This is a genomic window from Longivirga aurantiaca (genome assembly GCF_042660085.1).
GTDB classification, from domain to species: Bacteria; Actinomycetota; Actinomycetes; order S36-B12; family CAIYMF01; genus Longivirga; species Longivirga aurantiaca.
On record NZ_JBHSTI010000008.1, the window covers coordinates 737282 to 759102 of the forward strand.

A 21821-nucleotide genomic window follows, 5' to 3' on the forward strand; every position below is an offset into this window, starting at 1 on the left:
TTCAGTTCTCGCCGCGCTTGTTCCAGCGGAAGAACACCAGGCTGAGCACGAGCCCGCCGATGGTCCAGGCGATCAGCACGGCGGCGCACTTGGCGAGCTCGAACGAGCCGGTCACCTCGAGCGCCGCGGCGGACTCCGGCAGGAACACGCTGCGCATCGCCTGGGTGAGCCACTTCAGCGGGAACAGCGACGCGAACTGCTGCATCCACGTCGGAAGGTTCTGGAAGAGGAAGAACACGCCGGACGTGAACTGCAGCACCAGCACGATCGGGCTGACGACCGCCGAGGCACCCTTGGCGTTCTTGGGCACCACGCTGAACGCGATGCCGAGCAAGGTGCACGACACCAGGCCGAGCACCGACGCCCAGGCGAAGGTGAACCACTGGCTGCCGCTCGGAAGCTCGATGCCGTAGAAGGCGACGCCGATGAGGATCAGCAGCGTCACCTGGGCGGCGTACGCCACGAAGACGAGGCCGATCTTGCCGATGAAGTAGGAGACCTTCGGCATGGGCGTGCCCTGGATGCGCTTGAGCGTGCCGTCGTCGCGCTCCATCGGGATGGCGATCGCGAGGTTCTGGAAGCTCGTGTAGAGCACGCCCGAGGCGATCATGCCCGCGACGAAGTACTGCGCGAACGTGATGCCGGTGGGTCCGAGCGTCTGGCCGCCGAAGACCGAGCCGAAGATGATCATCAGCAGCATCGGCAGGGCGAAGTTCCAGACCGCGGAGTTCCTGTCGCGGAAGAACGACTTGAGCTCGATCGCGACGCGGCGGCGGCCGAGGCTGAAGGCCCCGGGGGGCGCGAGCGGCGCGGCCGGTGCGGGGTGGGCCGTGGTCGTCGTCATGATGCGTCCTCGTCCTCGTTGTCGTGACCGATGAGCGAGAGGTACACGTCCTCGAGGCTCGGCCGGTGGATGGCGAGCCCCGGCACCTCGCCGCCGAAGCGGGCGGCGAGCTCGCCGACGACCCGGGTGGGCTCGGTGGTCTGCTCGGTGCGGACCTCCTCGCCCTCCTTCCAGGTCAGCGTGGCGTGCGACTCGTCGCGGCCGCCGAGGCGCGACGGGATGTCGCAGGCGATGACGCGCCCGCGGGCGATGACCGCCACGCGGTCGGCCAGCACCTCGGCCTCGTCGAGGTAGTGCGTCGTCAGCAGGATGGTCGTGCCCTCGCCCTTGAGGTCCGCGATGAGGCCCCAGAACTCCCGGCGCGCCTCGGGGTCGAAGCCGGTCGTCGGCTCGTCGAGGAACAGCAGCTCCGGCCGCCCGATGATGCCGAGAGCGACGTCGAGCCGGCGGCGCTGGCCGCCGGACAGGTTGCTGCCGCGCGTCGTGCGCTTCTCGGTGAGGCCGACCCAGTCGATGACCTCGTCGACGTCGCGCGGTCTCGGGTAGTAGCCGGCGAAGTGCTTCACCGACTCCTCGACCGTGAGGTCGCCGAGGTCCGCAGCGGTCTGCAGGACGATGCCGAGGCGGCTGCGCCACAGCGGGTCGGTGTGCGACGGGTCCTGACCGAGCACGGACACCTCGCCGGCGTCACGGTGGCGGTAGCCCTCGAGGATCTCGGTCGTGGTCGTCTTGCCGGCGCCGTTGGGGCCGAGCAGGGCGAGCACCTCGCCGCGCACGACGTCGAGATCGACGCCGTCGCAGGCCCTGGTCTCGCCGTACGACTTGGCCAGGCCGCGCACGCGCACGGCGACGTCGGCGTCGTCGGGCACGGGGACGACCAGGGCGTCACCGGATGTCGTGGTCGTTGTCATGGGTCCACCATCCCGCAGCACAGGCATCCGACGCAGCGAACCAGCGGTTGCTTCTCGCCTCCACCGGTCGGTGGAGGCGGCAGTCCACCCGCGAGCGGTCAGAAGAGCCGGGAGTCGACGTCGTCGAGCCCTCGGAGGGCGTCGTAGTCGAGCACCACGCACTCGATGCCGCGGTCGGCCGCGAGCACCTTGGCCTGGGGCTTGATCTCCTGCGCGGCGAAGATCCCGCGCACGGGGGCCAGCAGCGGGTCGCGGTTGAGGAGCTCGAGGTAGCGGGTCAGCTGCTCCACGCCGTCGATCTCGCCCCGGCGCTTGATCTCGATCGCGACGGCGAGGCCGTCGGCGTCGCGGGCCATGATGTCGACCGGCCCGATGGCGGTCGGGAACTCGCGGCGCACGAGCCGCCAGCCCTCGCCGAGGGTCTCGATCTGGGCGGCCAGCAGCGCCTGGAGGTGTGCCTCGACGCCGTCCTTCACCAGGCCCGGGTCCTGGCCCAGCACGTGCTCGGTGTCGTGGTGCACTGCCTCGAGCGTGATCACGAGCGTCTCGCCCGCCTTGTTCGTGACGGTCCACGTGCCGGTGCCGTCGTCAGCCTCGTCCACGGCCAGGGAGCAGGGCGGGCTCATCCAGTTCAGCGGCTTGTACGACCCGCCGTCGGAGTGCACGAGCACGGAGCCGTCGGCCTTCACCAGGAGCAGCCTCATGGCGCTCGGGAGGTGGGCGGTGAGACGGCCCGCATAGTCGACGGAGCACGTGGCGATGACGAGGCGCACCCGCTGCACGCTAGTGCCTCGACCCGGTCGTCCGGACCCCCGGGTGGGCCGGACCCGGGCGCTGCTTCCGGTACATCCGGTGCCACGATGGTCCCAGACCTCGCCGCCGCGGTCGTCCGCCCCGGCGTGCCGTGCGGGGCAGCACAGACTGAGGAGACAAGTCCATGTCGCGTGACATCCGCCGGATCGGCGTCGTCGGCCTCGGCACCATGGGTGCAGGCATCGCGGAGGTGTTCGCCGCGAACGGTTACGACGTCGTCGGCGTCGACGCCAACGACGCCGCGGTCGAGCGCGGCCGCGGCCACGTCGAGGGCTCCACCTCGCGCGCCGTGAAGCGCGGGAAGCTTACCGAGGACGAGCGCGCCGCCACCCTCGGCCGGATCCGCTACGCCACCGACCTCGCCGAGCTGGCCGACCGCGACCTCGTGGTCGAGGCCGTCAGCGAGAGCCTCGATCTCAAGCGCGGGATCTTCGAGCAGCTCGACGCCATCGTCGGCCCCGACGCCATCCTCGCGACCAACACCTCCTCCCTCTCGGTCACCGACATCGCCGTCGCGACGGGCCGCCCTGCGCAGGTCGTGGGCATGCACTTCTTCAACCCGGCGCCGGTCCTGAAGTTCGTCGAGGTCGTGCGCACGGTCGTCTCCGACCCGGGTGTGGTGCAGGACGTCGAGGCGCTCGCCTCCTCGCTCGGCAAGCTGCCCGTCGTCGTCGACGACAAGGCGGGCTTCATCGCCAACGCGCTGCTGTTCGGCTACCTCAACCACGCGGTGTCGATGTTCGAGACGAAGTACGCCACCCGCGAGGACATCGACGCGTCGATGAAGCTCGGCTGCGGCCTCCCGATGGGTCCGCTCGCTCTGCTCGACCTCATCGGCCTCGACACGGCGTACGAGATCCTCGACACGATGTACAAGCAGGGGCGCGACCGCCTGCACGCACCGAGCCCGGCGCTCAAGCAGATGGTCACCGCGGGCCTGCGCGGCCGCAAGACCGGTCGCGGCTTCTACACGTATGAGGCGCCCAACTCGCCCGTCGTCATCGCCGACGCGCTCACCCCGGTCGACGGCGGTGCGTCCGACACCCCGCTGCGCCCGGTCGACAAGGTCGGCGTCGTCGGCTCCGGCACCATGGCGACCGGCATCATCGAGGTCTTCGCGAAGGCCGGAATCCCCGTGCTCTACGTCGCCCGCGGCGACGACAAGGTCGCGCGCGTGCGCACCAACCTCGAGCGCTCGCTCGACAAGGGCGTCGCCCGCGGCAAGCTCACGCAGGAGGCGCGCGACGCCGCGCTCGCGATCGTGTCCGGCACGACGGAGCTCGACGACCTCGCCGACGTCGACCTCGTGGTCGAGGCCGTGGTCGAGGACCTCGCAGTCAAGACGGTGCTCTTCGGGGCGCTCGACGAGATCTGCAAGCCGGGCGCGATCCTCGCGACCACGACGTCGAGCCTCTCGGTCGTCGACCTCGCCGCGGTCACGAAGTACCCGCAGGACGTGGTGGGCCTGCACTTCTTCAACCCCGCGCCGATCATGAAGCTCGTCGAGGTCGTCTCGACGGTCGCCACCGCGGCCGACGTCGTGGCCACGTCCGTCGACCTCTGCCGGCGCATCGGCAAGCACCCGGTGACCTGCGGCGACCGTGCCGGCTTCATCGTCAACGCGCTGCTGTTCCCCTACCTCAACGACGCCGTGCGGATGCTCGAGGCCAACTACGCCACGGCCGACGACATCGACACCGCCATGAAGACCGGATGCGGCTACCCCATGGGCCCGTTCGAGCTGCTCGACGTCGTGGGCCTCGACGTGTCGCTGGCGATCCAGCGCACGCTGTACCTCGAGTTCCGCGAGCCGGGCTTCGCGCCGGCCCCGCGGCTCGAGCACCTCGTGACGGCCGGCTACCTCGGCCGCAAGACCGGCCGCGGCTTCCGCACCTACGACTGACCTACGATCGACGGGTGGCACGTCGCAACCGTAGGGCGGAGGACTCCGGCCCCCGTCCCCTCCGCGGGGACTTCCAGCAGGTCGAGGAGCACCCGGACGGCGACTGGGCCGTGCGGAGCATCAGCGGCTCGTCGGCGTCCAAGACCTACCGCTGCCCGGGGTGCGACCAGGAGATCCGCCCGGGCGTGCCGCATGTCGTCGCGTGGCCGGCCGACCGGTCCTCGGGCGAGGACGACCGACGGCACTGGCACACGCCGTGCTGGAACGCGCGCGGCCGCCGCAGCCCGCGCACGAGCCGCGGCAGCGCCCCGCGCCACTGAGCACCCGAGTGCCGAGCACCCGCGTCACCACGAACCCGGAGGACCGAGTTGGCCGAGATCATCGCGGGGAGCGTGCTGCCCGCCCGGCGGGAGGCGCTGACGCTGACGACGTCGGACGGCTTGCGCCTCGTCGGCGAGCTCGCCCTGCCGGAGGATCGCGACCCGGTCGCCACGATCGTGTGCCTGCACCCGTTGCCCACGCACGGCGGCTTCATGGACAGCCACCTCTACCGCAAGGCCGCGTGGCGGCTCCCGGCGCTCGCCGGCGTCGCGGTGCTGCGCTTCAACACCCGTGGCACCACGAGCCCCGCGGGCACGAGCGAGGGCGCGTTCGACAGCGGCGAGGGCGAGGGCAGGGACCTCGTCGCGGCGGTCCTCGAGACCATCCACCGCGGCCTCCCCGATCCGTGGCTGGTCGGATGGTCGTTCGGCACCGACGTCGTGCTGAAGCACGGAAACACCGACCCGGTGCTCGGCGCGTTCCTCATCTCGCCGCCTCTGCGCTTCTCGGTCGACGACGACCTCGACCAGTGGGCGATGTCGGGGCGGCCGGTCACGTGCCTCGTGCCCGAGCTCGACGACTACCTGCGCCCCGACGAGGCCCGCGAGCGGTTCGCGCGCATCCCCCAGGCCGAGGTGATCGGCGTCGAGGGCGCCAAGCACCTGTGGGTGGGGGAGAAGTACGTCAGGATCGTGCACGACACGCTCGTCGAGCGGCTGGTGCCCGGCGGGCCGCCGATCGACTACGACTGGCACGGACCCATGGAGAGGTGGAGCGACCTGTGAGCAGCTTCCGGCTCGACGGCAAGACCGCACTCGTCACCGGTGCCTCGCGCGGCATCGGCCGGTCGATCGCCGAGGCGTACGCCGACGCCGGTGCGGACGTCGCACTGCTCGCGCGCGACGCCGAGAAGCTCGGCGAGGTCGCCGCGGTGATCGAGGCCAAGGGACGCCGTGCCGTCGTCCTGCCGTGCGACGTGACCGACATCGAGGCCGTGCAGGCGTCGGTGGCCCGGGCCATCGCCGAGCTCGGCCACATCGACATCCTGGTCAACAACGCGGGCGGCAACTCGTTCTCGATGCCGCTGGCCGGCATGCGCTTCTCCGGCTGGGAGAAGACGCTGCGCCTCAACCTCGACTCCGTGGTGCACGTGCTGCAGGCGACGCTCCCGCACTTCCTCGAGCGGCACAGCGGAGTCGTCGTCAACATCGCGTCGGTTGCCGGCCTGCGCGGCGCCCCGATGATGAGCCACTACGGCGCCGCGAAGGCCGCGCTCCTCTCGCTGACGCAGTCGGTGGCCGTCGAGACCGCCTGGGCCGGCGTGCGGGTGAACGCGCTCGTGCCGGGCTGGATCGAGACCGAGCTGACCGACTTCCTGCGGGCCAACGAGGACGCCGAGAAGGGCACGCTCGCGCGCGTGCCGATGGCCCGCTGGGGCACCGCGCACGAGATCGCGGACCCGGCCGTGTTCCTGGCCTCGGACGCGTCGTCGTTCATGACCGGGCAGGCGCTGGTCGTCGACGGCGGCCTGTCGGCGATGCCCTGACGGTCGTTCTGTAGGTTCATCGCATGGCCCCCGCAGTCGTGCTCCTTCACGCATTCCCGCTCGACAAGCGCATGTGGGACGACGTCGTCGGCCCGATCGCCGACAGCGGCTGGGACGTCGTCGTCCCCGACCTCATCGGCTTCGGCGAGTCCGTGCTCGACGAGGACGACCTCGACGAGACGCCGTCGCTCGCCGCGCAGGCGCGCGGTGTGCTGAGCATCCTCGACCAGATCGGCCTGTCGAACGTCGTCGTGTGCGGGCTCTCGCTCGGCGGCTACGTGGCGATGGAGATGATCCGACAGGACCCGTCGCGCATCGCCGGCCTCGCGCTCGTCGACACCAAGGCGACGGCCGACACCGAGGAGGCTCGCGCCAACCGGCTGCGCGTCGCCGACCAGGTGCTGGAGTCGGAGTCGACCGAGGCGCTCTCGCGCGCCATGCTGCCGAACCTGCTCGGCGCCACCACGCACCAGACGCGGCCCGACGTGGTCGAGAAGGTGCGCGGCTGGATCCGCGAGGCCGACCCGATCGGCGTGGCGATCGCCCAGCGCGCGATGGCCGCCCGCCCCGACTCGCTCGCCGACCTCGCCTCGCTCGCCGTCCCCGGCCTCGTGCTGTGGGGGAGCGAGGACACCCTCTCGCCGCGCGCCGAGCAGGACCTCATGGTCGACGCCATGCGCGACGCCCGCTTCGTCGAGATCCCCGGCTGCGGCCACCTCGCCGCCGTCGAGGCCCCCGAGGCCACCGCTGCCGCTCTCATCACGTTCCTGCGCGACGTCGAGCGCCTCCCCTCCGCGACTTGATCCCAGCGATTCGGTAGTGAGATCTCGCAGCGGACCGCGAGAACCCACTACCGAATCGGGAGAGGCGAGGTCAGAGGTTGCGGAAGCGGTTGATCTCGGTGAGGTGCTTCGCGCGGAGCTCCTCGTCGCGGACGCCGAGGCCCTCCTCGGGGGCGAGGCAGAGCACACCGACCTTGCCCTGGTGCAGGTTGCGGTGCACGTCGTACGCCGCCTGCCCGGTCTGCTCGAGGCTGTAGGCCTTGGACAGCGTCGGGTGGATCTTGCCGCGCTGGATGAGGCGGTTGGCCTCCCACGCCTCGCGGTAGTTGGCGAAGTGCGAGCCGACGATGCGCTTCAGGTTCATCCAGAGGAAGCGGTTGTCGTACTCGTGCATGTAGCCCGAGGTCGACGCGCAGGTGACGATCGTGCCGCCCTTGCGGGCGACATAGACCGAGGCGCCGAACGTCTCGCGGCCCGGGTGCTCGAAGACGATGTCGACGTCGTCGCCGCCGGTGAGCTCGCGGATCCTGGCTCCGAGCCGGCGCCACTCCTTCGGGTCCTGGGTGTGCTCGTCCTTCCAGAACGTGTAGCCCTCGGCCTTGCGGTCGATGATGAGCTCCGCGCCCATCGACCGGCAGATGTCGGCCTTGTCCTCGCTGGAGACGACGCACACCGGGGTCGCGCCGCCGTTGAGCGCCATCTGCGTGGCGTAGGAGCCGAGACCGCCTGAGGCGCCCCAGATCAGGACGGTGTCGCCCTGCTTCATGCCGGCGCCGTTCTGCGACACGAGCTGGCGGTACGCCGTGGAGTTCACGAGACCGGGCGAGGCCGCCTCCTCCCACGTCAGGTGCGTGGGCTTGTGCAGCAGCTGGTTGGCCTTGACGATCGCGAGCTCGGCGAGGCCGCCGAAGTTGGTCTCGTAGCCCCAGATGCGCTGCTCGGGGTCGAGCATCGTGTCGTTGTGGCCGAGCGGGCTCTCGAGCTCCACCGACAGGCAGTGCGCGACGACCTCGTCACCGGGGTTCCACGTGTGCACGCCGGGGCCGGTGCGCAGGACGACGCCCGCGAGGTCGGAGCCGATCACGTGGTACGGCAGGTCGTGCCGCTTGGCGATCGGGTTGGTGCGGCCGTAGCGCTCGAGGTAGCCGAAGGTGGAGACCGGCTCGAAGATCGCAGACCAGACGGTGTTGAAGTTCACCGCGCTCGCCATGACCGCCACGAGCGCCTCGCCCGGGCCGAGCTCGGGCACGGGGACGTCGTCGAGGTGCAGCGACTCGCGGGGGTCCTTCTCCCACGTGGACTTGCCGGCGAACATCTCCTGCTCGTCCTTGTGCACGGTGATGCCGCGGTAGGACTCGGGGATCTGCAGGGCGGCGTAGTCCGCGCTGGTCGCGGTGCCGGACAGGATCGTGTCGAGGATGGTCTTCACGTCGGCCTCCAGGGTCGGCGTACTGCTCGGGGAGCAGGTCGGTCGGTACGCGTCGGTCGCGTCCGTGAACCGACGCTAACCAGGGCATGTACCGGGCCCATGAGGCAGGGTGCGACGGTTGACGCCGCAACCGCTTGCACCTGCGGGGCGCAGGCCGCGCGGGTCAGTGGTGCGCGCCGGCCGCGGGCTCGACGAGCTCGACGAGGACGCCGCCGCAATCCTTCGGGTGCACGAAGTTCACCCGTGAGTCCGCGGTGCCGCGCTTCGGCACGTCGTACAGCAGGCGCAGGCCCGCTGCCCGCAACCGATCGGCGGCGACGTCGATGTCCGATACCCGGAACGCCACTTGCTGGATTCCCTCGCCGTTGCGCTCGAGGAACTTCCCGATGGGGGAGTCAGGCCGCAGCGGAGCCAGCAGCTGGATCGCGGAGTCGCCGATGCCGACCATCGCCTCGCGCACGCCCTGCTCCTCGTTCACCTCCTCGTGCAGGAGAGGGAGCCCGAAGGCGCGGCCGTAGAAGGCGACCGCCTCGTCCAGGTCTCGAACGGCGAACCCGACGTGGTCGATGGCGGTGACCACGGGGCCCAGGGCCTCGGCAGGGGTTGGGGTACTCACGTGAGTATCGTGACAAGGCCAGGTACCGGTGTCTGCAGAAGGTCGGGGTAGTCAACGTGGGAAACGTCATCGTCGCGGGTGCCCGTACGCCGATGGGTCGCCTGCTGGGTTCGCTCAAGGGATTCAGCGGCGCAGACCTCGGCGGCTTCGCCATCAAGGGCGCGCTGGACCGTTCGGGCGTGGCGCCCGACCAGGTCGACTACGTGATCATGGGCCAGGTCATCCAGGCCGGCGCCGGGCAGATCACCGCCCGTCAGGCCGCTGTGAAGGCCGGCATCCCCATGGACGTGCCGGCCCTCACGATCAACAAGGTCTGCCTCTCCGGCCTCGACGCGATCGCGCTGGCCGACCAGCTCATCCGCGCGGGCGAGTTCGAGATCGTCGTCGCGGGCGGCATGGAGTCGATGACCAACGCGCCGCACCTGCTGCCGAAGAGCCGCGAGGGCTTCAAGTACGGCGACGTGAACCTCGTCGACTCGATGGCCTTCGACGCGCTCACCTGTGCGTTCGACCAGGTCGCGATGGGCATCTCGACCGATAACCACAACGCGAAGTACCCCGCGGTCACGCGCGAGGCGCAGGACGCGTTCTCGGCCCGCTCGCACCAGCTCGCCGCGATCGCCCAGAAGAACGGCGTCTTCGCCGAGGAGATCGTGCCCGTCGAGATCCCGAGCCGTAAGGGCGACCCGATCGTCTTCTCCGAGGACGAGGGCATCCGCGCCGACACCACGGCCGAGTCCCTCGGCAAGCTCCGCCCGGCGTTCGCCAAGGACGGCACCATCACGGCCGGATCGTCGTCGCAGATCTCCGACGGCGCCGCTGCCGTCGTTGTGATGAGCAAGGAGAAGGCCGAGTCGCTCGGACTCACCTGGCTCGCCGAGATCGGCGCCCACGGCGTCGTTGCCGGTCCGGACGCCTCGCTGCAGGAGCAGCCGGCCAACGCGATCCTCAAGGCGCTCGCGCGCGAGAACCTCGAGGTGTCCGACCTCGACCTCGTGGAGATCAACGAGGCCTTCGCGGCGGTCGGCCTCGCGAGCACCGCCAAGCTCGGCATCGACCCCGAGAAGGTCAACGTCAACGGCGGCGCCATCGCGCTCGGCCACCCCGTCGGCATGAGCGGCGCGCGCGTGGTGCTCCACCTCGCGCTCGAGCTCAAGCGGCGCGGCGGCGGTGTCGGTGCTGCAGCGCTCTGCGGCGGCGGCGGGCAGGGCGACGCCCTGGTCGTGCGCGTCCCGTCGGCCTGACGGCGCTGACCGACAGGTGGCCGTCGACGTCGACGACCTCGTCACGCGGGCGCGCGAGGGTCAGCCTCGCGCGGTCGCGCGGCTGATCTCGTTCGTCGAGGACGGCTCACCCCTGCTGCGCGAGGTCACCGCCGCGCTCGCGCCGCACGCCGGCCGTGCCCACGTCATCGGGCTCACCGGCGCCCCCGGGGTCGGGAAGTCGACGTCGACCTCGGCGATCGTCACGCGGCTGCGCGCCCGCGACCTCCGGGTCGGAGTGCTGGCGGTCGATCCGTCGTCGCCGTTCTCCGGCGGCGCGCTGCTCGGCGACCGCGTGCGCATGCAGGAGCACGCGACCGACCCGCAGGTGTTCATCCGGTCGATGGCATCCCGCGGCCACCTGGGCGGCCTGTCGTGGGCTACCCCTCAGGCCGTGCGCGTGCTCGACGCCGCCGGCTGCGACATCGTCCTCGTGGAGACCGTCGGCGTCGGCCAGAGCGAGGTCGAGGTCGCGGGTGCTGCCGACACCACCGTGGTGCTGCTCGCCCCGGGCATGGGCGACGGGATCCAGGCGGCCAAGGCGGGCATCCTCGAGATCGGCGACCTGTTCGTGGTCAACAAGGCCGACCGCGACGGCGCCGAGTCGACCGTGCGCGAGCTCCGGCACATGCTCACGCTCGGGGCGGGTCCGCGGTCAGGTCCCGCCGGCGACCGGTGGAAGCCGCCGGTCCTCAAGACCGTCGCCGCCAAGGGCGAGGGCGCCGAGGAGGTCGTCGAGGCGCTGTTCGAGCACCACGCCTGGCTCGAGCGCACCGGCGAGCTCGCCGGGCGCCGCCGCGCCCGGGCGGCGGTCGAGATCGAGGCGATCGCGTTCGGCATGCTGCGCGCCCGCATCGGCGACCTGCGCGGCGACGCCACGCTCGACGTGCTCGCCGAGCGCGTCGCCGCCGGCGACACCGACCCGTACGCCGCGGCCGACGTGCTCGTCGCCGGTCTCGCGCTCTAGACGCCGTCGCTCTCGGTGCCGCCGCGAACGCTCACGGCGAGGGCCGCGAACGGTCGTGCTCGCGACCTACGTCGGCAGGAACTGCTGACCCGCGGCGCCTCGCGGACGCGGCTGCCCGGGGCTGCCAGGATGACGGCGTGCAGTTGACCCCGTCCGAGCGTGACCGGCTCCTGATCTTCACCGTGGCCGAGCTCGCGCGCGCCCGCCGTGCCCGCGGCCTCCGGCTCAACGTGCCGGAGGCGACCGCCCTCATCGCTGACACCGTGGCCGAGGCCGCGCGCGACGGCCGCCGGCACGCCGAAGCCATCGAGGTCGGCCGCTCGGTGCTCGGGCCCGACGACGTGCTGCCCGGCGTCGCCGACGTGCTGGCCGACGTCAAGGTCGAGGCCGTGTTCGACGACGGCACGCGGCTCGTGGTCGTGCCCGACCCGATCGGCGGGGGGCACCTCGGCCTCGGCGCCCCCGGTGCGATCGAGGTCGCGGCCGACCCGGACGCCGACCCGACCCTCGACGCCGAGCGCAGCGCGCGCCTCGACGTGATCGAGGTGGACGTGGCCAACACCGCGGCCGTGCCGATCACCGTCACCAGCCACTTCCACTTCTTCGAGGTCAACCCGCGCCTCGCGTTCGACCGGGGGGCGGCCTACGGCCGGCACCTCGACGTCGCATCAGGCAGCAGCACGCTCTTCCCGCCGGGGGAGACCGTCCGCGTGCGGCTCGTGCCCATCCGCGGCGAGCGCGTCGTGATCGGCTTCGCCGGCCTCGTCGACGGTCCGCTCGACGCCCCCGGCGCGAAGGAGGGGGCGCTGGATCTGTTGCACGCCACGGGATTCCTCGATACCGCGGTGGAGGGCGGCGACCCGGAGGGCGCCGTCGCCGCCGTACGACGTCACCTCGCGCAGCACCGTGAGGTGCAGGGATGATGGAGGGCGAGGCATGACGCTCAACCCGGCGGCCCACGCCGAGACGTACGGCCCGCGCAGCGGCGACCGCGTGCGCCTCGGCGACACCGGCCTCGTCGTGCAGGTGCAGGCGCACAGCCAGCCGGACGACGACGAGTTCCTCCTCGGCTTCGGCAAGACCGGGCGCGACGGCATCGGCCTGCGCGCGGTGACGACGGCCGAGTCGTGCGACGTCGTGATCACCAACGTCCTCGTGCTCGACGCGGTCCTCGGCATCCGGACGGCCAGCATCGGCATCCGCGACGGCCGCATCCTCGCCGTCGGGCGTGCCGGCAACCCGGACACCACCGACGACGTCGACGTCGTGGTCGGCACCGGCACGGTCGTCATCAACGGCGAGGGGCTCATCGCCACCGCCGGCGCGGTCGACACGCATGTGCACCTGCTCTCGCCGCGGGTGATGGAGGCGGCGCTCGCGAGCGGCGTCACGACCGTGATCGGCCAGGAGTTCGGCCCGTTCTGGGGCGTCGGCGTCAACGCTGCCGCGCCCCTGCGCACGGCGTACGCCGCCTTCGACGCGTACCCCATCAACGTCGGTCTGCTCGGCCGAGGCTCGGCCAGCCGCACCGGCACCATGCTCGAGGGCATCGAGGCCGGTGTCTGCGGCTTCAAGGTGCACGAGGACACCGGCGCGCACCTGCGCTCGCTCGACACCTGCCTCACGGTGGCCGAGGAGCACGACGTGCAGGTGGCCGTGCACACCGACGGCCTCAACGAGGGCCTGTCCGTCGACGACACGCTCGCGGTGTCGGACGGCCGGGTCTTCCACGCGTACCACGTGGAGGGCTGCGGCGGCGGGCACACGCCCGACGTGCTGCGCCTCGCCGGCGTCCCGCACGTGCTCGCGTCGTCGACCAACCCCACGCTGCCGTACGGCCGCGACGCGGTCGCCGAGCACTTCGCGATGATCATGACGGTGCACGCGCTCAAGCCCGACCTCCCGGGCGACGCCGACATCGTCCGCGCCCGCGTGCGCGCCGCAACGATGGCGGCGGAGAACGTGCTGCACGACCGCGGCGTCATCCCGATCACGAGCAGCGACGCCCAGGGCATGGGGCGGGCGGGCGAGACCGTGCGGCGCACCTTCCAGCTCGCGTCGGTGCTGAAGCCTGCGGACGACGACAGCCCGCACGACAACGACCGCGTGCTGCGCTACCTCGCGAAGCTCACGATCAACCCCGCTCTGGCGCACGGGCTCTCGCACGAGGTCGGCTCGCTGCAGCCGGGTCGGATGGCCGACATCGTGCTGTGGTCGCCCGCGACGTTCGGCGCCAAGCCCTACCTGGTGCTGAAGTCGGGGCTGCCGGCCTGGGGCACGGTCGGCGACCCGAACTCGGTCATCGACATCGCCGAGCCTCGCCAGATCGCCGCGCAGTTCGGCGGCATCGGCGGTGCCGCGGTCGACCTCGCCGTCGTCTTCACCAACCGCGCCGCGGTCGACTCCGGCAGCGACGTGTTCCCCACCCGCCGTCGCCGCGTGGCCGTGCGGGGCTGCCGCGATGTCGGGCTCGGCTCGATGGTCGGGCACCGTGCGTCGGCGTCCGTCGTGGTGGACCCGCGCGGGGGAGAGGTGCACCTCGACGGCGAACGCCTCGCCATGGACCCCGTGCAGCAGGTGCCGCTCTCGCGGCTGTACTTCCTGTAGTCAGGCGGTGTGCGGCCCGATGCCGAGCGCACCGATCACAGTGCGCGTGAGCGTCTCGACGAACGCGTCGTCGACATCCTCCCCGCGCACGAGCATGCGGTGCAGCAGGGTGCCGGCGAGGACGTCGAAGAGCAGGTCGGCCTGGGTGTCGGCTGCCGCAGCGTCGATATCCCCGCGCTCGACGCCCATCGCGAGCCGCTCGGCGATCATCGTGCGGGCGGGCCCGAGCACCTGGACGTCGACCGCACGCCGCAGGTCGGCGTCGCGGCCGGTCTCGGCGAGCACCGCGAGGTAGGCGGCGCGGGCTGCCGGGAGCCGGTAGACGTCGGCGGTCGCGAGGATCGAGCGGCGCACCTGCTCCTCCGGCGCGCAGTCCGGGTCGATCGGCACCATCGCGGCCTCGACGAGCTGCGCCACCGCCGCCACCGCGAGGTCGGTGCGCGAGGAGAAGCGGCGGTAGACGGTCGTCTTGGCCACGCCTGCGCGGGCGGCGACGCCCTCGATCGTCAGCGCCGCCCAGCCGTGCTCGGCCAGGAGCTCGCGGGTGGCGTCGAGGATCGCGGCATCGGCCTCGGACGACCGCGGCCGACCGCGCGGCGGCGCGGTGGCGGGGGAGGGCGATGCGTTCATCGGGCCGAGCCTCCCACGGACGTGCGGTCGCCGTTCAGGTGGACACAGCGATGGTTTATAGATACGCTACGAAGCGTAGTGATAGTCCATCGATCCTGAGGAGGCCGTCATGGCCACCACCGAGCTCCGCGCTGTGTCCACCACGACCAGCACCGCCGTGGTCGCCCCGACCCGCCCGTGGGTCGCTCCGGCCGTCGCCGCATCCGTCGGTGCCCTCGCCGCTGTCGCCACCGCCTGGTGGGTCGCCGGCCTCGAGCTGACGATGCGCACCGTCGGCTTCTGACCGGCGCACCCCGGCGCCGTGCGCGGGCTGCACCGCATAGGACAATGACGCCGTGAGCACGCCGAACCCCGCTGCCCGGGTCCCGCTCCGCGGGGCCGTCGACCTGGCCGCCGTCGCTGCGGCCCGTGAGGCCCAGGCCAAGGCCGAGGAGCGCCTCGCCCAGCAGGGCGGCGCCCCGACGTCGTCCGCGCTCGTCCTCGACGTGGACGAGGCCGGCTTCCAGGAGGTCGTCGACCTCTCCTTCCGGGTGCCCGTCGTCATCGACTTCTGGGCGACCTGGTGCGAGCCGTGCAAGGCCCTCTCGCCGATCCTCGAGCGCCTCGCGCTGCAGGACGCCGGTCGCTGGGTGCTCGTGAAGGTCGACGTCGACGCCAACCCGCGCATCGGCCAGGCCTTCCAGGTGCAGTCGATCCCCGCGATCTTCGCGATCGTGAAGGGCCAGCCCGTCCCGCTCTTCCAGGGCGCGCTGCCCGAGCCCGAGGTGCGCCAGTACCTCGACGAGCTCATGCGCGTCGCCGAGGCCAACGGCGTCACCGGCCGCATCGATCCCGAGGGTGCCGTCGAGGGCGACGCCGAGACTGTGCTCGACGACGAGCCCGTGGGCGACCCTCGCTTCGACGCGGCGTACGACGCGATCGAGAACGGCGACTGGGACGCCGCGGAGGCGGCCTACCAGGCCGTGCTGTCGCAGACACCGGCCGACGTTGACGCCAAGGCGGGCCTCGCCCAGGTGGCGCTGCTGCGTCGAACCGAGGGCGCCGATCCCGAGACGGCACTCGCCGCCGCCGAGGCCGCGCCCGACTCGCTCGAGGCCCAGGCGCTCGCGGCCGACCTCGAGCTGCTCACGGGGCGCGTCGACGAGTCGTTCGACCGGATCATCGCGCTTGTCCGGCGTACGTCGGGTGACGAGCGCGCGGCCGCCCGCGACCACCTGCTCGGGCTGTTCCTGCTCGTCGGCGACGACCCTCGCGTGACCCGCGCCCGCGCCGCCCTCGCGAGCGCCCTCTTCTAGCGGCACTGCCGGACGCCGCGCGCACGGCGCCGGCCCCGAGACCGGGCATGCCGTGGAGCCAGGACGGTCCGAGCAGACGTGCCGAGTGGGAGCGTGCCTGAGCACGGGGACGGGAAGCCGCACACGTCACAGGCTGAGCAGTCGCATGCCGGATCTCCCCGGTGAAGACTGGAGGTGGAACAGTCGACTCGCGAGTCGACTGGGCCGGTGGGGGCCGGGCCGCCAGGTAGGACGTGGATGATGAAGCGTCTCGCTCTTGGATGGTGCGTCTGCGCACTGGTGCTGGCCGGGTGCGGCACATCCGGCAGAGGCCCAGCCACCCCGACGGCAGACTCGACGCCGACAGCACCGAGGCCCGTGGCGACCAGCAGCGCTGCGCCTCACCAGGCGGGGCCCGCAGAGCCACCACTTCTCGTGGTGCCGGGCTACGGGTACGAGGACCTCACAGCTGGCCAGGCCGAAGCCCTTCGTGACCTGCGAATATGCGGGCAGATCAACGATGGTCACCCGGGGGCCTGCGTCGCGGAATCGGGGCACAACGTCCACGGACCGAACGCAGGGTGGATCACCATCTTCGAGGTCTCGCTGCGCTCCGACCAGGTGCCTGCAGGGTTCGGCAGTTCGTGGACTGACGGATACGCACGGAAGTGCGAGTCGGAAGGTGCCACCGTGCAGATCCAGATGATGTCCACGGAGAGGGTCGTCCATGCGGCATCGCCTGCGGGCGGTCACCTGTACGCGTGGGTCCACGACGACATGATCACGATCGTGGTGGGCGAGACTGCCGACGACACCGAGGCGTTCACCACCTCCTATCTCTTCGCAGCTCACATGGTCTGACGCGACGGTGATCGTCGAGGCGATGCACGTGAGCATGGACGCCGACGCCGCCGACGCCGCCGCCGACGTCTCCCTGGCCACGCCGCCCCGCAGCCCTCACCCGTTCCCGGCAAGGGGCCGGAGCCATGTCCGGGAGAGGGATCAAGGCGTGCGGCGGGGGCTCGCGTCGTAGGCGCTGTCGTCGTACGACCGCTCGTCCTCGCGCGGCTCGACGTGGGTGCTGACCTCGACGCCGTCGAGCGCGGCCTTGAGGTCGGCCTCGACCACCTCGACGACATCGTGCGCCTGCTGCACCGACCAGGCCCCGGGCACGAGCACGTGCACGGCGACGAACCGGTGGCGGCCGCTCGTGCGCGTCTGCAGGCCGTGGAAGTCGACGTCGGCGCTGCGGTGCGCCTCGAGGACCGAGGTGACCACCTCGAGCTCGCCGGGGCTGAGCGCGGCGTCGAGCAGGGCGGACGTCGAGTGCGAGACGAGCTTGGCGCCCGTCACGAGGATGTTCAGGGCGACGGCGATCGCGACGATCGCATCGAGCTGGAGCCAGCCCGTGATCGCCACGAGCAGCACGCCGACGACGACGCCGGCCGAGGTCCAGACGTCGGTCATGAGGTGCTTGCCGTCGGCGGTGAGCGTGGCCGAGCGGTGCTGGCGGCCCACGCGGATCAGCAGCAGCCCGACGAATCCGTTGATACCTGTGGCGACCAGCGAGATCGCGAGACCGATGCCGAGGCTCTCGAGCTCGACCGGGTTGAGCAGCCGCTGCACGGCGGTCACGAGGATCACGGCGGCGGCCACGAAGATCATGAGGCCCTCGATGGCGGCGCTGAAGTACTCCGCCTTGCCGTGCCCGTAGTGGTGCTCGGCGTCCGGCGGGCGGGCCGCCACCGTGAGCGCGACGAGCGCGATCACGGCGGCGACCAGGTTCACCACGGACTCAGCGGCATCCGACAGCAGGCCGACCGACCCGGTGATCCACCAGGCGCCGGTCTTGAGCGCGATCGTCGCGAGAGCTGCCGCGATCGACAGCCACGCGTACTTCGTGAGGTTCACGGCTCCCGAGGGAGCGGTGCCGTGAGGGGCCTCCTGCGGCTCGGACATGCCCTCAGCCTGCCCCACCCGCGGGCGGGTTGGCGCCTCAGGCGACCCTCACCCCGTTCAGCGCCCGGACGGCACCTGCTGCGTGATGCAGTGGACGTTTCCGCCGCCGAGCAGGATCTCCCGGCCCGGCACCGTGAGGATGCGTCGGTCGGGGAAGAGCTCCTCGTACGCCGCGACAGCAGCGGCGTCGTTCGGATCGTCGAAGACGGGAAGGACGACGATGCCGTTGCCGACGTAGGAGTTCACGTACGACCCGGCGAGCCGCTCGCCGGCCTCGCGCGGCTGGCTCCCCGGCACCACGTCGATCCCGGCGGCCTCCTCCTCCGTCATGTGCAGCGGCCCGGGCTGCGCGAGCTTCACCACCCGCAGGGGCCGGCCCTGGGCGTCCGTGGCCGCCTCGAGGACGGCGAGCGCCTCGGCGCTGCGCGCGTGCTGCGGGTCGCTCTCGTCGTCGGTCCAGGTCAGCATCACGACCCCGGGAGCGGCGAACCGCGCCATGTTGTCGACGTGGCCGTCGGTCTCGTCGAGGTGGACGCCGCGGGGGAGCCAGATCACCTTCGTCGTGCCGAGGTGGGCGTGCAGCAGCGACTCGATCTGCTCGCGGGTGAGGTCGGGGTTGCGGTTGGGGTTGAGCAGGCACTCCTCGGTGGTGAGCACCGTGCCCTCGCCGTCGACGTCGATCGAGCCGCCCTCGAGGACCAGGTCGGGCTGGTAGACGGGCACCCGCTCGAGGTCGCAGACCTTGGGGCCGACGAGGTCGTCGGCGTCCCACGGGAAGTAGAGGCCGCCGCGCAGGCCGCCCCAGGCGTTGAACCGCCACGACACCCCGCGCACCGCGCCGTCGCCGTCGCGGACGAAGGTCGGGCCGGTATCGCGCACCCACGCGTCGTTCGTGGTGGTCTCGACCAGCCGGACGTGCGGCGGGAGCTGGCCGCGGGCGTTCTGGTACTGCCGGTGCGAGACGAGCACGGTGACCGGCTCGGCCGTCGCGATCGTCTCGATGAGCTGCCGCCACACGCGCTGGGCCGGCTTCGCGCCGTCGCGCCAGTTGTCCGTGCGCTCGGGCCAGACCAGGAAGCAGCCGGCGTGGTCGTCCCACTCGCCCGGCATCCGGAAGCCGTCGGCGGCGGGCAGGCTGCTCAGGGTCTGCGACATGGCCGTCAGGGTGCCATGCGCGTCGGCGCCGCCGACCTCGGGGGAGCCGGTGAACGTCGACAGAAGGTGAGGTGAACGCTCACCCGGATGGTCCATCCGGCCGATGAAACCCCTGTGACGCACACGTACAGTGACCGTATGAGGAAACGCCCGTTGGTCGTCTTCCTCGACTCGTACTCGTGGCAGGCCTTCACCGACCTCGCCGGAGGGCTGCGGCAGCGAGGGATCCGGGTCGCCCGGGTCGGGTCGCGCACGCGGTCGCCGCGCGTCCTGCTCATGCAGACGATCGAGTCGTGGGTCTACGGCCGCACCCGTGGTCGCGTCGAGGGCGGTGTGCTGCTCGGACGCCCGGCCGAGCTCTCGCTCGCCGACCTCCGCGCCGCCGTGCCCCAGGACGCCGCGGACGTGCAGATGCAGGAGGACCTCATCGGGTTCGGCATGGCCGACGCCGGCGGCCCCGCCGACATCAGTCGCAGGGTCCGGGCGGACGTCGACCCGCGCGTGCTCGTGGACAAGTGGGTCCAGGGCGAGTGGGCCGAGCGCGCCGGCGTGCCGACGCCCCGCACGTGGGAGGGGCCCGTCTCCGAGGAGTACCCGGTCGTCGTGAAGACGCGGGTGGGCTTCGGCGGCAACGGCGTGCGCGTGGTCCGCGACGGCGACGCCCTGGCCGACGCCTGGGCGGAGCTCACCGGGCCAGACGGCCAGCCGCCCTTCCTGCAGGAGTGCCTCACCCCGTCGCTGCACACCGGCGGCGTCGCCCTCGACGGCGAGACGCTCATCAACGTGGCCTACGACGGCCGCCCCGCGCCCGACGACCCCACGGGTCCGCCGTACACGGTGTTCGCGGTCCGCGACGCCCAGGTCGTGCAGGCGACCGAGCGGTTCCTCGCCGAGATCGGCTACACCGGCTTCTTCTGCTTCGACTGGGTCGCCGACGACGACGGCACGCTGAAGCTCATCGACTTCAACTCCCGCGTGTTCGGCTCCTGGCCGGCCCTTCAGGAGCTCGGCTTCGACTTCCTGTCGGCCTACGCCCACGTGCTGGGTGCCGGGCCTCGACCGGCGACCTCGGTGGGCCGGTACGACGAGCCGACGACGACGCTGCGCTACCCGTGCCCGGACACCTCGTCGCGCGAGGCCGTCGAGCGCTGGCGCGACGAGACGCACCAGATCGTCCGCCGCCGCCGGTCCCTGCTGGGCAGCCGCTGGGCCACCGTGATCCGCATCCGCACCGCGCTGGGCACGGCCCGTGCGCTGCGCAAGCTGCGGGGCGGCTCGGGCTCGGCCCCGGCCACGCCCGACGACGCCGCGGGCGGCCGGCCAGCGGGTGGGTCGCTGACCTCCTCGAGCGCCGCGTGAGCGGCAGCAGCGCCGGCGAGATCCTCCTGCAGGACCCGTACCACCCCTACGCCGTCCGGTTCCTCGAGCTCGCGGGCGGGCGCGGGCTGCGCGCCGTGTGCCTGTACACCGACGCCGCGGACATGGTGCGCAACATCCGGAAGTTCCCGGCGCTCGCCGGGCCGCTCGTGTCGGCGAGCTACCTCGTCGAGGGCCGTTCGCTCGAGGACATGGCCGCCCACCTGCGCGGGCACCACAGCATCCAGGCAGTCGTGCCCCACATGGAGCCGACCGTCCTGCCTCTGGGGCGGATCGCCGAGCTGCTCGACCTGCCGTGGGCGCAGCCGGGCGTGCTCGAGCGGTTCCGCGACAAGTTCGCGCTGAAGTCCTACCTCCGCTCGGTGCCCGACGGCCCGCGCATCAACTCGATCGCGTCGGTGACGACGGGCGACGACGTACGCCGTGCGATCGCGACCGGCGACTTCGCGCGGTTCGTCCTCAAGCCGAACGACGGCTTCGGCAACACCACCATCGGCTTCTTCGACGCCGACGGCGACCCCGCCGAGCTCGAGCGCTACCTCTCCGACCGGGCGGGTGCCCGGCTGCTCATGGAGGAGTACATCGGCGGCGAGGAGTACTTCGTCGACGGTCAGGTGGACGCCGATGGCGAGGTGGAGAGCTTCGCCGTGTGGAAGTACCGCCGCCGCGACCTCAACGGCCGCAGGGCCGTCTCGGTGGGCGACATCGCCGTGCCCACGACCGACCCCGACTTCGGCGCGATCGTCGACTACACCGCACGCGTGATGCAGGCCTCGGGCCTGCGCAGCAGCCCGTTCCACCTCGAGCTCAAGGTGGACGACGCCGGCCCCTGCCTGATCGAGGTCGGAGCTCGCCTGGTGGGGGGCGACCTCGCCGAGTTCGACCCGCTGCTGCACGGCTCGCTCGACATGATGGCGGTCGCGCTGCACTACTACCTGGGCGAGACCGGGCACCTCGAGAGCAACCTCGACTGGGAGCACTACGACCGCAACCGGCTGGGCACGGTCAACGGCATCTCGACCACGACGGGCCTGGTCTACGAGATCGACGGCCTGGACGAGGTCGAGGCGCGGCCCGACTTCGTGGCCTGGGCGCAGCGCCCCAGGATCGGCGCCCGGCTGACTCCGACGGTCGACCTCCTCAACCGTCCGTGGCGCGCGGTCGTCCGGGTGGGGTCCGACGCCGACTACGACCGGATCGCGTCCGAGCTGCACGCCGGCCTGCGGCTCAACGACTCCTCGACCGGGGCGAGAAGGCTCGTCCGTCGGGGGCTCGGCTACGGCCCCCTCGTGCGGTCCCGGCTCGAGCGCATGCGACGTCCCCCCACGTTCGTGGTGCCGCTGCCCTGACCCGTTCCGGCGGGGCGGTTTCGTCCGGCCGGGGTCGATGGCGCAAGATGGTCTGCCCGTCGTACGACGGCACCGA

General features: G+C 71.9%; 22 protein-coding genes. 14 read left to right on the forward strand and 8 right to left on the reverse strand.

All coding sequences use genetic code 11. The features are described 5' to 3' along the window. Nucleotide 1: 1 nt before the first annotated feature. The 3 genes from ACFQGU_RS07445 to nucS all read right to left on the reverse strand — a co-directional run bounded on the left by ACFQGU_RS07445 (nucleotide 2) and on the right by nucS (nucleotide 2528). Complete coding sequence (locus tag ACFQGU_RS07445) at nucleotides 2–844, reverse strand: ABC transporter permease (RefSeq protein ID WP_386765251.1); 843 nt, start codon at nucleotides 842–844, stop codon at nucleotides 2–4. Continuing rightward, the gene (locus ACFQGU_RS07450; protein WP_386765253.1) at nucleotides 841–1755 is read right to left on the reverse strand and encodes an ABC transporter ATP-binding protein; all 915 of its coding nucleotides are present in this window, start codon (nucleotides 1753–1755) and stop codon (nucleotides 841–843) included. The genes ACFQGU_RS07445 and ACFQGU_RS07450 overlap by 4 nt, the downstream gene beginning before the upstream one ends. Nucleotides 1756–1853: 98 nt before the next feature. Further along, on the reverse strand, nucleotides 1854–2528 hold the full coding sequence (gene nucS / locus ACFQGU_RS07455) for an endonuclease NucS (protein ID WP_386765255.1): 675 nt from the start codon (nucleotides 2526–2528) through the stop codon (nucleotides 1854–1856). Between the two features lie 164 nt (nucleotides 2529–2692). Here nucS and ACFQGU_RS07460 point away from each other — a divergent pair, with 164 nt between their 5' ends. From ACFQGU_RS07460 to ACFQGU_RS07480, 5 genes are read left to right on the forward strand one after another with little or no spacing between them, the layout of a single operon-like run. Then, nucleotides 2693–4471 (forward strand): 3-hydroxyacyl-CoA dehydrogenase family protein, encoded by a 1779-nt coding sequence (locus ACFQGU_RS07460; RefSeq protein ID WP_386765258.1) that lies wholly within the window; start codon nucleotides 2693–2695, stop codon nucleotides 4469–4471. A 14-nt stretch (nucleotides 4472–4485) separates the two neighbouring features. Continuing rightward, a complete protein-coding gene (locus tag ACFQGU_RS07465; protein WP_386765260.1) occupies nucleotides 4486–4791 on the forward strand; it encodes a hypothetical protein in 306 nt (101 codons plus the stop codon). Between the two features lie 48 nt (nucleotides 4792–4839). Next, nucleotides 4840–5577 (forward strand): alpha/beta hydrolase, encoded by a 738-nt coding sequence (locus tag ACFQGU_RS07470; protein ID WP_386765262.1) that lies wholly within the window; start codon nucleotides 4840–4842, stop codon nucleotides 5575–5577. Further along, nucleotides 5574–6338, forward strand: coding sequence for an SDR family NAD(P)-dependent oxidoreductase (locus ACFQGU_RS07475; RefSeq protein WP_386765264.1), 765 nt, complete (start codon nucleotides 5574–5576; stop codon nucleotides 6336–6338). Before ACFQGU_RS07470 ends, ACFQGU_RS07475 begins: the two co-directional genes overlap by 4 nt. Nucleotides 6339–6361: 23 nt before the next feature. Further along, a complete protein-coding gene (locus ACFQGU_RS07480; protein WP_386765266.1) occupies nucleotides 6362–7141 on the forward strand; it encodes an alpha/beta fold hydrolase in 780 nt (259 codons plus the stop codon). A 70-nt stretch (nucleotides 7142–7211) separates the two neighbouring features. On the opposite strand, the gene ccrA is transcribed toward ACFQGU_RS07480, so the two are convergent. Beyond that, nucleotides 7212–8549, reverse strand: a complete 1338-nt coding sequence (gene ccrA, locus ACFQGU_RS07485) for a crotonyl-CoA carboxylase/reductase (RefSeq protein ID WP_386765268.1) — start codon at nucleotides 8547–8549, stop codon at nucleotides 7212–7214. A gap of 163 nt (nucleotides 8550–8712) precedes the next feature. Beyond that, entirely contained in the window at nucleotides 8713–9165 is a 453-nt protein-coding gene (mce, locus tag ACFQGU_RS07490; protein WP_386765270.1) for a methylmalonyl-CoA epimerase, read from the reverse strand. A 56-nt stretch (nucleotides 9166–9221) separates the two neighbouring features. Here mce and ACFQGU_RS07495 point away from each other — a divergent pair, with 56 nt between their 5' ends. The 4 genes from ACFQGU_RS07495 (at nucleotide 9222) to ACFQGU_RS07510 (ending at nucleotide 14001) form a co-directional block, all read left to right on the forward strand. Further along, nucleotides 9222–10409, forward strand: coding sequence for an acetyl-CoA C-acetyltransferase (locus ACFQGU_RS07495; RefSeq protein WP_386765272.1), 1188 nt, complete (start codon nucleotides 9222–9224; stop codon nucleotides 10407–10409). 16 nt (nucleotides 10410–10425) lie between these two features. Beyond that, complete coding sequence (gene meaB, locus ACFQGU_RS07500; protein WP_386765274.1) at nucleotides 10426–11394, forward strand: methylmalonyl Co-A mutase-associated GTPase MeaB; 969 nt, start codon at nucleotides 10426–10428, stop codon at nucleotides 11392–11394. A gap of 137 nt (nucleotides 11395–11531) precedes the next feature. Continuing rightward, nucleotides 11532–12317 (forward strand): urease subunit gamma, encoded by a 786-nt coding sequence (gene ureA / locus ACFQGU_RS07505; protein WP_386765276.1) that lies wholly within the window; start codon nucleotides 11532–11534, stop codon nucleotides 12315–12317. Nucleotides 12318–12330: 13 nt separating this feature from the next. Further along, the gene (locus ACFQGU_RS07510; protein WP_386765278.1) at nucleotides 12331–14001 is read left to right on the forward strand and encodes an urease subunit alpha; all 1671 of its coding nucleotides are present in this window, start codon (nucleotides 12331–12333) and stop codon (nucleotides 13999–14001) included. Here ACFQGU_RS07510 and ACFQGU_RS07515 read toward each other — a convergent pair whose 3' ends face one another. Continuing rightward, nucleotides 14002–14631 carry a TetR/AcrR family transcriptional regulator gene (locus ACFQGU_RS07515; RefSeq protein WP_386765280.1) on the reverse strand — a complete coding sequence of 210 codons (630 nt, stop codon included), beginning with the start codon at nucleotides 14629–14631 and terminating at the stop codon, nucleotides 14002–14004. Between the two features lie 109 nt (nucleotides 14632–14740). On the opposite strand from ACFQGU_RS07515, the gene ACFQGU_RS07520 reads away from it, so the two are divergent. The 3 genes from ACFQGU_RS07520 to ACFQGU_RS07530 all read left to right on the forward strand — a co-directional run bounded on the left by ACFQGU_RS07520 (nucleotide 14741) and on the right by ACFQGU_RS07530 (nucleotide 16766). Further along, the gene (locus ACFQGU_RS07520; RefSeq protein WP_386765282.1) at nucleotides 14741–14914 is read left to right on the forward strand and encodes a hypothetical protein; all 174 of its coding nucleotides are present in this window, start codon (nucleotides 14741–14743) and stop codon (nucleotides 14912–14914) included. Between the two features lie 52 nt (nucleotides 14915–14966). Beyond that, nucleotides 14967–15926: a tetratricopeptide repeat protein gene (locus ACFQGU_RS07525; protein WP_386765284.1), complete on the forward strand. Its 960-nt coding sequence runs from the start codon at nucleotides 14967–14969 to the stop codon at nucleotides 15924–15926. A gap of 357 nt (nucleotides 15927–16283) precedes the next feature. Next, nucleotides 16284–16766 (forward strand): hypothetical protein, encoded by a 483-nt coding sequence (locus ACFQGU_RS07530; RefSeq protein WP_386765286.1) that lies wholly within the window; start codon nucleotides 16284–16286, stop codon nucleotides 16764–16766. Between the two features lie 141 nt (nucleotides 16767–16907). Here ACFQGU_RS07530 and ACFQGU_RS07535 read toward each other — a convergent pair whose 3' ends face one another. Both ACFQGU_RS07535 and aguA read right to left on the reverse strand, forming a co-directional pair. After that, nucleotides 16908–17864 (reverse strand): cation diffusion facilitator family transporter, encoded by a 957-nt coding sequence (locus ACFQGU_RS07535; RefSeq protein WP_386765288.1) that lies wholly within the window; start codon nucleotides 17862–17864, stop codon nucleotides 16908–16910. Between the two features lie 57 nt (nucleotides 17865–17921). Continuing rightward, nucleotides 17922–19019: an agmatine deiminase gene (gene aguA, locus ACFQGU_RS07540; protein ID WP_386765290.1), complete on the reverse strand. Its 1098-nt coding sequence runs from the start codon at nucleotides 19017–19019 to the stop codon at nucleotides 17922–17924. Between the two features lie 138 nt (nucleotides 19020–19157). On the opposite strand from aguA, the gene ACFQGU_RS07545 reads away from it, so the two are divergent. Further along, nucleotides 19158–20378 carry a hypothetical protein gene (locus tag ACFQGU_RS07545; RefSeq protein ID WP_386765292.1) on the forward strand — a complete coding sequence of 407 codons (1221 nt, stop codon included), beginning with the start codon at nucleotides 19158–19160 and terminating at the stop codon, nucleotides 20376–20378. Beyond that, a complete protein-coding gene (locus tag ACFQGU_RS07550) occupies nucleotides 20375–21745 on the forward strand; it encodes an ATP-grasp domain-containing protein (protein WP_386765294.1) in 1371 nt (456 codons plus the stop codon). Before ACFQGU_RS07545 ends, ACFQGU_RS07550 begins: the two co-directional genes overlap by 4 nt. Nucleotides 21746–21821 lie beyond the last annotated feature (76 nt).

Excerpts from the sequence above, each read along its gene's own strand:
- ACFQGU_RS07545 (WP_386765292.1), top strand. The coding sequence starts at position 19,158 with ATGAGGAAACGCCCGTTGGTCGTCTTCCTCGACTCGTACTCGTGGCAG.
- ACFQGU_RS07450 (WP_386765253.1), bottom strand. The coding sequence starts at position 1,755 with ATGACAACGACCACGACATCCGGTGACGCCCTGGTCGTCCCCGTGCCC.
- aguA (WP_386765290.1), bottom strand. The coding sequence starts at position 19,019 with ATGTCGCAGACCCTGAGCAGCCTGCCCGCCGCCGACGGCTTCCGGATG.
- ACFQGU_RS07515 (WP_386765280.1), bottom strand. The coding sequence starts at position 14,631 with ATGAACGCATCGCCCTCCCCCGCCACCGCGCCGCCGCGCGGTCGGCCG.
- ACFQGU_RS07510 (WP_386765278.1), top strand. The coding sequence starts at position 12,331 with ATGACGCTCAACCCGGCGGCCCACGCCGAGACGTACGGCCCGCGCAGC.
- ACFQGU_RS07480 (WP_386765266.1), top strand. The coding sequence starts at position 6,362 with ATGGCCCCCGCAGTCGTGCTCCTTCACGCATTCCCGCTCGACAAGCGC.
- ACFQGU_RS07445 (WP_386765251.1), bottom strand. The coding sequence starts at position 844 with ATGACGACGACCACGGCCCACCCCGCACCGGCCGCGCCGCTCGCGCCC.
- ACFQGU_RS07460 (WP_386765258.1), top strand. The coding sequence starts at position 2,693 with ATGTCGCGTGACATCCGCCGGATCGGCGTCGTCGGCCTCGGCACCATG.
- ACFQGU_RS07535 (WP_386765288.1), bottom strand. The coding sequence starts at position 17,864 with ATGTCCGAGCCGCAGGAGGCCCCTCACGGCACCGCTCCCTCGGGAGCC.
- ACFQGU_RS07520 (WP_386765282.1), top strand. The coding sequence starts at position 14,741 with ATGGCCACCACCGAGCTCCGCGCTGTGTCCACCACGACCAGCACCGCC.